The following is a 9,441-nucleotide window of genomic DNA, read 5'->3' on the forward strand; positions in this document are numbered from 1 at the left end:
ATCGTCATCCATGCCTCCTCTCATAACCGAGAGGGTCAGTTCTTCATTTCGTCAGGGGGTCAGTTTCTCAATTCGCCCGACACCTCCGCCGCGCGAATTGGCGGGGGGGCCGGTCAGGCGCTGTTGCACAAGGGGGACTCGGGTGGCCGGCTGCCAGGTGCTCGCGGGCCTCAGGCGAGCCCATGCGCATGAGCCGCAACGTCATTTTGGCCCCAGGAACCTGCCTGGCCGCCCCACCGTTCTCATGCTCTTGGGAAGGAAAATATGATAAATTGCATGCTGCGACGGAATCTCATCACCATGTGGAATGAAGTACCGTTGTTGCCGCGTCTGGCGTAGACAACGCAATCGCGACATCCTGTTCGCAACACCAACGTTGGCCCAATGAATATAGCCGAACATCGCATCAAGCGTTCCCTCGTCTTCTTCCTTGTGCCGGATTTCACCATGGTCGCCTTTGCGACGGCGCTGGAGCCTATCCGCATCGCCAACCGGATGCTCGGTTACGAAGCCTACAAATGGCGGCTCGCCAGTATCGACGGGCAGCCTGTACCCGCTTCGAACAACGTGTTGTGCTCGGTGAACACGTCGTTGGAGGACGAGCGGCGTAAGATGGCTGGCCCAGATAGGGCATCGATGGTCATCGTCTGCACCGGCATCAACATCGAGCGCTATTCAAACAAGTCGGCCTTTGCCTGGTTGCGCGAGGAACATAATCGCGGTGTTGCGATCGGCGGGCTCTGCACCGGTGCGCATGTGCTCGCGGCTGCCGGGTTGCTCTCTGGCAAACGCTGCGCCATCCATTGGGAAAACCTGCCTGGCTTCGCCGAGGCGTTTCCGAACGCCAACGTTTTTGCCGACCTTTTTGAGGTCGACCAGAACATCTATACATGCGCCGGCGGGACTGCTGCTCTCGACATGATGTTGAAGCTGATCGGCGATGATTTCGACGACACTCTGGTCAGGCACGTATGTGAGCAGGTGCTGACCGATCGAGTACGCAGCCCGAGCGATCGCCAGCGACTTCCTCTGCGAGCACGGCTTGGCGTTCAGAACTCCAAGGTGCTGACGATCATAGAACTCATGGACGCCAATCCGTCCGAACCGATATCGATTGGTGATATTGCCGACCATGTCGGGCTCTCGCGACGGCAGATCGAGCGTCTGTTCCATCTCGAAATGGGTCGCTCCCCGGCCCGCTATTATTTGGATATCCGCCTTGAGCGCGCGCGGCATTTGCTGATCCAGTCAGCCTTGCCCATAGTCGAAGTGGCCATCGCGTGCGGCTTCGTTTCGGCGTCGCATTTTTCCAAATGCTACCGGGAACTCTACGCCCAGACGCCGCAGCAGGAACGACTGAACAGGAAACATCCCGTCGCTGTCTAAAAAGTCACCGGCATTGCCACATCCGCATCCGGTTCGACCAAAGGGGCTTCGACGGCGTGGCCGCACTCAGTCTTGCGATGGGGCGCATCTCAGCCCGCATGTTTTCGTTGCCGCCTCCATTGCACACCGCACGACGTCCGCAAGTCGCGGCAATAAGACGTGGGCCCTTTGGTCGAGTTGCCATTCACCCGAATGCGATCAGTGGATCCGTGGCATCGAGCCAGTCGCCGGCCAGCACCTCGGCTATGGTGCCGTCGCGTTTGGCATCATCGCTTCGACAGCAGCACGTCGCCGGCCTTCACCGCCCGGCCGCGCGCAACCGAAGGGCGCCGAGACGACGCCAGGTTTCATTCTCAACTTTCTCCTGAGGCTACTCAACAGATAACGAGTCCGGCGAGCTTGCGTATCCAGAGCAAGGACGCGAGCCGATCGGAGCAACTGATCCAGCAGCAATACTGTGAGGAAAGGTTTGCTGCGAGCGCCGAACTTCCCTGCGCGCCACTGTTCCGCTGCCGCCGCTGACTTCCATAAAGACGCTACATGTGCCAGGCGTTGATGCCTGGATGAAGAGAGCTGTGCAAAGACCGGTTCTTGGGGCGCTTCACGCCATATCCTTCAACGTGTCCAGCGGCCCTTTCAGGGCAGACCTGGGCTGGATCAACTCCGGCGCAATCAGGAAAATCTGCGGGGCCGTGGGAGGTTCATTGATCAGTTCGAACGCCTTCGCAATCATCGCCTCAAAATTCTGCCGCACCATGATTACGGGGAAAGGCAGGAAAGAGGCGAAGGGGTCATAGTCGTAGCAACCGACGACAAGCTCGCTAAACATCTCCGCCGGCCGGCCCGCCATGAAACGCAGCAGACCCTCCATATTGATCGACGAATTGATGAACAATGCGCGCGGCAACTTGCCATGGCGTTGGCAAAATGCCTCGAAGGCACGCAATGTTATGTCCGGCGAATAGCCGGAGGACTGTACTCCGTCATCAGGGTCGGCGCCCAACAGTGCCTTTTTGGTCGCATGGAAAGCGGCGATGCGCTCGCGGCTTGCGTGGTCGTTGCGGCCACCAAACAGAAACAGCTCGTCCGGTCGCAGGGGGTCATCATTGCCGAACTGGCGGATGATTGCCTCCGTCAGCATCCGCGCACCCTCATAGTTGTCGCTGATTACCGAATGCGCCTTTGCTCCCGGGAGGTCGACGTTGACATGCCTCAGTCCCGCCGCCTCGCAGACCTCGTGCACGCCGTCCGGATCGGTGGCGCCGACGATGAAGAGCTGGTCGATTGAGTAGGAGATCAGCGTCTCCGCGGTCCGGCGTTCCTCTTCCGGGTCGCGGCTGGCACTGACCACGACCGGGCATTGACCGCGGCTGCGCACATGTCCCTCAAATGTCTGCGCCATTGAGGAGAAGTAGCGATTGTCGTGGATGGGCAGCATCAGGCCGACGAGGCCAGATCGCGACCGTCGCAAGCCTCGTGCCTGCAGATTGGTGGTGTACTGGTGGCGTTCGGCGAGGCTGAGAATTGTTTCCGCCGTACTTTTCTTGATGCGGCGCTTGCGCCAAGTGCCATTCAGCACCGCGCTCACGGTCGACGGCGAACTGCCCGATAGCACGGACAGATCATAGATCGTGGCTTTCTTCTTGACCTGCTGATCCATCTGGCCCTCCGGAGGGTCTGTTTAGAGCAATATTCCACTGGAGCAATATCTCCCTTGACGAGCGCACCCTGATGCAGGATAGTCCTTGCACCATCGATTGTGCAAGCAAAAATCGGTGGCGGAGGTATGTTCCCGTTGGGAACGTTATGGGAGGAGTACAGATGAAAAAGTTGATGATCGCGGCGCTCGCCGCGACCCTTGTGCTTGGCGGCTCAATCGCTGCCATGGCTCAGCAGGCCGGCAAGGTCGGCGTCGTCGTCAAGATCGGCGGCATTCCCTGGTTCAACGCAATGGAGGCGGGCATCAAGGAGCGCGGCCAGAAGCTCGGCGTCGACGCATTCATGGTTGGCCCGACCAGTGCCGATCCGGCACTGCAAGTTCGCGCCATCGAGGATCTGATCGCACAGGGAGTCAAGGTCATAGGTGTCGTGCCGAATGACGCGAAGGTGCTTGAACCTGTCCTGCAGAAGGCGAAGGACGCCGGCATCATCGTCATCACGCATGAATCGCCCGGCCAGAAGGGCGCCGACTGGGATTTCGAACTAGCGTCCGCGACCGGCTTCGGTGAGGCTCATGCGAAGCTCTTGGCGGACAAGATGGGCGGCAAAGGTGAATATGCAGTCTTCGTTGGTTCCCTGACAGTGCCGCTGCACAATGCCTGGGCCGATGCGGCAATCGCGTATCTGAAGAAGAACCATCCGGACATGAAGCTGGTCGGCGATCGTTATGGCGTCGCCGAAGATGTGGACAAGAGCCGCAGCACTGCACTTGACCTGATTTCCGCCAATCCCGGCTTGAAAGGCTTCCTTGCCTTCGGCAGCCAAGGCCCGATTGGCGCCGGCCGTGCAATCGAAGAGCGCCGGAAGGTGGGTCAGATATTCGTGCTCGGCCCATTCTCTCCAGGTCAGGGGCAGAAGCTCATCAAGAGCGATGCGATCTCCGGCGGCTTCATGTGGAATCCGAAACAGGCGGGTGAGGTTTTCGTCACGCTGGCCGACCAGCTCATGAAGGGCAAAGAAGTAAAGGATGGCGATACGATCGAAGGGCTAGGGACAGTCAAGCCCGACTTCGAAAACCATAACATCATCGTCGATCAGCTGGTCCCGATCAACAAGGACACTGTCGACGGCCTCGCGGCGATGGGTCTGTAAAGCCTCCCAAGGCTGTGGCAGCCGGGCTGGCCTCGAGCCTGCCCGGCTGAGGATGTGTCAACGCGATTGGATCCAGGGGTCAACTCGATGGCTGATCAGGCACTCGATGGCGCCGCATCACGGCCGTTGCTGTCGCTGCGCAACGTCAACATGACGTTCGGCGGCGTGAAGGCGCTGAAGAATGTCAGCTTTGAGGTGCTGCCGGGCGAGGTGCATTGCCTGGCCGGCGAGAACGGCTCCGGCAAGAGCACGCTGATCAAGGTCATCACCGGCGTTTACAAGCCCGAGGCGGGCGCCGTGATCGACTATGACGGCCAGAGCTACTCCCACATGTCGCCGGTAGCGGCGCAGGCCGGCGGGATTCAGGTCATCTGGCAGGACCTCGCCCTGTTTCCCGAGATGACTGTCGCCGAGAACATCGCGTTCCAGACTGTCATCGGCCGCTGGCCGCGGCTGGTGAACTATGCCGAAATGCGCCGTGTCGCGACCAACGCCTTGCAACGTCTTGGTATTACCCTCGATGTCGATCTCGCCCTACACCATTTTCCCATCGCACAGCGGCAGATCGTGGCAATCGCGCGCGCCCTCGTCGGCCAGGCGAAGCTCGTCTTCATGGACGAGCCGACGGCGTCGCTCACTCAATCTGAAACCGACTATCTGCTGGACATTGTGCGGAACCTGTCGGCGTCGGGCGTTGCCGTTGTGTTCGTCAGTCATCGCCTAGCGGAGGTTCTCGAAATCTCCAGCCGTGTGACGGTGCTGCGCGACGGCGCCTTGGTTGGCGTCTTTCCGACCAAAGGTCTGACCCAATCGCGCATTACAGAGCTGATGACCGGCAAGACCTTCGACTATTCCGTCCTGCATCGCGATTTGAGCACGAGCCCGGTTACGCTCGAGGTCAAGGGGTTGTCGCGGCCTGGCGAATTCGAGGATGTGTCATTGACGGTCCGCCGCGGCGAGACGCTCGGCGTCACCGGGTTACTCGGGGCAGGGCGCACCGAGCTGGCGTTGACCTTGTTCGGCATGCGCAAGCCGAGGTCCGGCTCTGTTGTGCTGGATGGCAAACCGGTCCGCTTCGGTTCCAACCGTGACGCGATCGCCGCCGGTGTCGCCTATCTTTCGGAAGACCGGCTGTCGCTAGGTCTCATTCAACCCCAGGCAATTGCCGACAACATGGTCATTGCCTCGCTGGACAAGATTCTCTCTGGCGGTCTCATTTCGAGCGATCGCAAACGATCCCTAGTCACTAGTTGGATAAGGGATCTCGGCGTTAGGATCGGAAAGCAGGAAGACGCGGTCTCGACCCTGTCGGGGGGAAATCAGCAACGTGTCGCCATTGCAAAATGGCTGGCGACTGAACCGAAACTGCTGATCCTCGACGGACCGACGGTCGGTGTTGATGTTGGCGCGCGTGCCGGCATATTCGATATCGTTTCCAAGCTGGCCGACAGCGGCCTGTCGATTATCCTGATCTCGGACGAGGTCCCTGAAGTCTATTTCAACGCGGACCGTGTGCTGCATATGGCTCAGGGGCGCATTGTCGGCGAATATGTTCCCGGCGTCACGTCCCTACAGGCGATCGAAGCGGCGGTCTATGCGTAGGTTTGTCCGCTCTCACGCAACGGAGCTGGCTTTGCTCGCCGTGATCGCGGTCATCTGCGCCTTCCTGTCGTTTGCGACAGACCGGTTCTTCACCCTCGGCAATGCGTTTGACCTCCTGAACACAAGCTCGGTCAACATCATCTTCGCCGTCGGTCTGCTCGTCGTGCTGATTGCCGGCGGCATTGACATCTCCTTCGCGGTTGCAGCCTCCGTCGTGCAATATCTGACGGCAATCGTCCTTGGCTGGATAGGCGGCGGGAATTGGATTGTCGGCCTCACCATCGCTGGCGCATTGGGCATCGCGTTGGGCTGCATCAATGCTTTCCTGATCCACAGGTTCAGGATCATCTCGATCGTCGCCACGATTTCGACCTTCAACATTTTCTTCGGCTTGCTGATGTTCTTCACAGGCGGCGTTTCAATCTACAATCTGCCGGACTGGCTCACCGCCCGCGTGGTCCTGTTCGAGCGCGAGATGGCTGACGGCACGTGGGCGGAGATCACCCTACCCGTGCTCATTATGGCGATCTGCGTATTCGCTACCTGGGCGTTGATCACGCGCACGACCACTGGTCGCCAGCTCTACGCTTTCGGCGACAATCCGGAAGGCGCGCGCCGCTTCGGCATCAATGTTGGGGCCATGCAATTTGTCGCGTTCGGCTGGCTTGGCCTGATGGCGGGCATCGCCGGTCTCGTCCAAGCGCATTACGCGCAGGAAGTGGTGCCCAACGCCCTATATGGGCGCGAACTCGACGTCCTGGCAGCCGTGGTCCTTGGCGGTGCACGGCTTGGCGGCGGCAAAGGCAGCGTGCTCGGCTGCATCCTTGGCGTTCTGTTGGTCTCGATCACCCAAAACGGACTTAATTTGATGGGCGTGTCGCCTTTCGCGTTCAAGATGATCGTCGGCACCATCATCCTGGCCGCCATTACCCTTTCGAACACCAGCATTGAACGGCTGCTGCCGTTCCTGAAAAGCCGGCGGATGCCTTCATGACGGTTGTGATTGAACGCGTCCGCAACTTGCTCGGCCCCGAACTGGCAGGTCCGCTTGCCGCGTTTGCGGTAGTCATGATCGTGTTCGGCATTGCCGCACCGAACTTCCTTTCCCGGGCTACTTTTGGCTCCGTCGCCTACCAACTGCCGGAGCTCGGCCTGCTCACACTCGCCATGCTGCTCCCGATCCTGACCGGCGGCCTGAACCTGGCCATCACCTTCACGGCCAACATCGCCGGGCTGACGCTCGCTTGGATCCTTCAAAGCCAGGGCGGCGTCGACGCGGGCATCGGTGCCTTTGTCCTTGGCTCGATCCTTGCCCTTGCGGTCGGAGCACTTAGTGGACTGATCATGGGGCTCGTCATCGCCTACACCAAGGCTCACCCGATCTTGGTCTCGCTGTCGATGATGATTTTCCTGCGCGGTCTTGGTGAGTTCCTGACCCACGGCGGCGACGTGTCCGGCTTTCCCAGCTTCCTGGCGCCGATCGGCTACGGTTCGATTCTTGGGATCCCGGTTCCGTTGCTCATATTCATCGCGTGTGTGCTGATCTGGCACCTCCTGCTGACGCGCATGAAGCTGGGCTTCAACACCTATATGATCGGCTCCAACATCGAGGCCACGCGCTACTCCGGCATCAATACGCGCAAGGTGCAGGTTCTGGTCTACACATTGTCCGGTGCGATGTGTGCGGTCGCCGGCATCATCATGCTGGCCCGCTTCAATTCGGTGCGTGTCGGACACGGCGAGTCCTACCTGCTGATCACTGTGCTTGCCTGCTTTCTTGGCGGGGTCAATCCATTCGGCGGCTTCGGTCGCGTGATCCCTGTCTTCGTCGCGCTCGTGGTGCTCCAGTTACTGTCCTCGGGACTCAATCTGATGGGCGCCAGCCAGCATCTGGCGACGGCGGTCTGGGGCATTTTGATGATCACGGTGATGATCCTGCGCTGGCTTGCCGGGCGCCTAAAGTTCCTGAACACAAACAAAGGGTGAGTTAGATGCATGGTTTTGGGGTCCACACCTCGATGTGGACGATGAACTGGGATCGGGCCGGCGCAGAGAAGGCGATCGCCGCTTCTGTCAAATACGGCATGGACTTTATCGAGATCGCGCTACTGAACGCGCCGGCGGTCGATGCCGCGCACACGCGCGCCTTGCTCGAAAAGCACAATCTTCCAGCTGTTTGTTCGCTTGGCCTGCCGGAGCGGGCCTGGGCCTCGGTGCGGCCGGATGCCGCTATCGAACATCTCGAAGTGGCGATCGACAAGACTGCAGAGATGGGCGCGCTGGCGCTTTCCGGCGTGATTTTCGGCGGTATTGGCGAACGCACCGGGCTGCCCCCCACCGAAAAGGAATACGACAATATCGCGCATGTGCTGACCGTCGCCGCCAAGCACGCCAAGACGCGCGGCGTAGAGCTCGGAATCGAGGCGGTGAACCGCTACGAGAACCACCTGATAAATACTGGCGCGCAGGCCGTCTGGATGCTCGAGAAAGTCGGCGCCGACAACATCTTTGTTCATCTCGACACCTACCACATGAACATCGAGGAGAAAGGGGCCGCCAATGGTATTCTGGCCGCTCGCGATCACCTGAAGTATATTCACTTGTCAGAGAGCGATCGCGGCACCCCGGGCACCGGCAACTGCCCCTGGGACGAGATCTACGCAACGCTCGCGGCGATCGGCTTCAAGGGCGGACTTGCCATGGAAAGCTTCATCAACATGCCGCCGGAAGTCTCCTACGGCCTCTCCGTCTGGCGGCCAGTCGCGAAGGACGAGGCCGAAGTGATGGGCAATGGCTTGCCATTCCTGCGCAACAAGGCTCGCCAATACGGTCTGATCTGACCCAATGGATGACGGGGAGGCGGACGGCGCCTTGCGAAAGGCAGCCGCGGGCCCGACTATCCGTTCGCCCTGACCGCCGCGCAATACGATCTGTGGAAGCAACGGCTGCTCGCCAGCTGGGGTGGCCCGGCGGAAATCGAAACTTTCGGCTCGAGCCTGGCCGCAGACCGCCAGGCGCAGATCTGGTGGGCTGGGTTGCTGAGGGCAGCCTCCAGTCCCGGCGCGGTCGCGGGCCTACTGGAAGCCCTGCGTGATACCGATGTCCGTCATCTCCTTGCAAAAGTTTCGGTAAGGACGATGGTTCTGCATCGTTCCGGCGACCGCGCCGTTCGCATCGAAGCCGGGCGCTTCCTCGCGGCCAACATCCCAGGCGCGAAGTTCATTGAGGTCGCCGGTAACGATCATTGGTTCTGGGTCGGCGGCCAACAGCCGCTGCTTAAAAGCATTGGCGCGTTTGTACGATGTAGCTGATCGCTCAGCCAAAACGCAGTCGCTTTCGAGTGTCAGCAGATGTGGTAACGTTGATTGTCGGCGAGTAGCAGAGGTCCAGCAACAATGACTTTGAGGCGAACCAGAGCTTACGGCACATCCGGCCTGGTTCTAGCGGTTTGCACTGTGTTTGCTTGGCAGAACGCCGCTGCCGCTCAAAATTGCGACGCAGCCGCGACGCCTGGCGTCAATTGGCAAGAGTGTGACAAAAAGCTTCTCATCCTCGAAGGACAGGACCTGAGCGGGGCGAACCTGTTCGGTGTTGATTTCACTTCGACCGACCTCAGGAACACCAATCTCCGTGCGGCAAATC

8 protein-coding genes and 1 pseudogene are annotated in these 9,441 nt (G+C 60.0%); 8 read left to right on the forward strand and 1 reads right to left on the reverse strand.

The window, feature by feature from the left end; translation table 11 throughout:
- The first annotated feature begins 384 nt into the window (after positions 1 to 384).
- Entirely contained in the window at positions 385 to 1,386 is a 1,002-nt protein-coding gene (locus NKH42_RS30400) for a GlxA family transcriptional regulator (protein ID WP_352479382.1), read from the forward strand.
- A 601-nt stretch (positions 1,387 to 1,987) separates the two neighbouring features.
- On the opposite strand, the gene NKH42_RS30405 is transcribed toward NKH42_RS30400, so the two are convergent.
- A complete protein-coding gene (locus NKH42_RS30405; protein WP_352751567.1) occupies positions 1,988 to 3,046 on the reverse strand; it encodes a LacI family DNA-binding transcriptional regulator in 1,059 nt (352 codons plus the stop codon).
- Positions 3,047 to 3,207: 161 nt separating this feature from the next.
- Here NKH42_RS30405 and NKH42_RS30410 point away from each other — a divergent pair, with 161 nt between their 5' ends.
- The 7 genes and pseudogenes from NKH42_RS30410 to NKH42_RS30440 all read left to right on the forward strand — a co-directional run.
- Positions 3,208 to 4,197 carry an autoinducer 2 ABC transporter substrate-binding protein gene (locus tag NKH42_RS30410; RefSeq protein ID WP_352479380.1) on the forward strand — a complete coding sequence of 330 codons (990 nt, stop codon included), beginning with the start codon at positions 3,208 to 3,210 and terminating at the stop codon, positions 4,195 to 4,197.
- An 87-nt stretch (positions 4,198 to 4,284) separates the two neighbouring features.
- Complete coding sequence (locus tag NKH42_RS30415; RefSeq protein ID WP_352751569.1) at positions 4,285 to 5,799, forward strand: sugar ABC transporter ATP-binding protein; 1,515 nt, start codon at positions 4,285 to 4,287, stop codon at positions 5,797 to 5,799.
- The gene (locus tag NKH42_RS30420; RefSeq protein ID WP_352751571.1) at positions 5,792 to 6,793 is read left to right on the forward strand and encodes an ABC transporter permease; all 1,002 of its coding nucleotides are present in this window, start codon (positions 5,792 to 5,794) and stop codon (positions 6,791 to 6,793) included. Before NKH42_RS30415 ends, NKH42_RS30420 begins: the two co-directional genes overlap by 8 nt.
- Entirely contained in the window at positions 6,790 to 7,785 is a 996-nt protein-coding gene (locus NKH42_RS30425; RefSeq protein ID WP_352751573.1) for an ABC transporter permease, read from the forward strand. Before NKH42_RS30420 ends, NKH42_RS30425 begins: the two co-directional genes overlap by 4 nt.
- Positions 7,786 to 7,790: 5 nt before the next feature.
- Positions 7,791 to 8,639: a sugar phosphate isomerase/epimerase family protein gene (locus tag NKH42_RS30430; protein ID WP_352751575.1), complete on the forward strand. Its 849-nt coding sequence runs from the start codon at positions 7,791 to 7,793 to the stop codon at positions 8,637 to 8,639.
- A gap of 30 nt (positions 8,640 to 8,669) precedes the next feature.
- A pseudogene (locus tag NKH42_RS30435) lies at positions 8,670 to 9,110 on the forward strand (alpha/beta fold hydrolase); the annotation flags it as partial.
- 84 nt (positions 9,111 to 9,194) lie between these two features.
- The coding region (locus tag NKH42_RS30440; protein ID WP_352751582.1) for a pentapeptide repeat-containing protein at positions 9,195 to 9,441 on the forward strand (247 nt) is incomplete at its 3' end.

It is taken from the genome of Mesorhizobium sp. M1142 (genome assembly GCF_040318565.1).
Classification (GTDB): Bacteria; Pseudomonadota; Alphaproteobacteria; order Rhizobiales; family Rhizobiaceae; genus Mesorhizobium.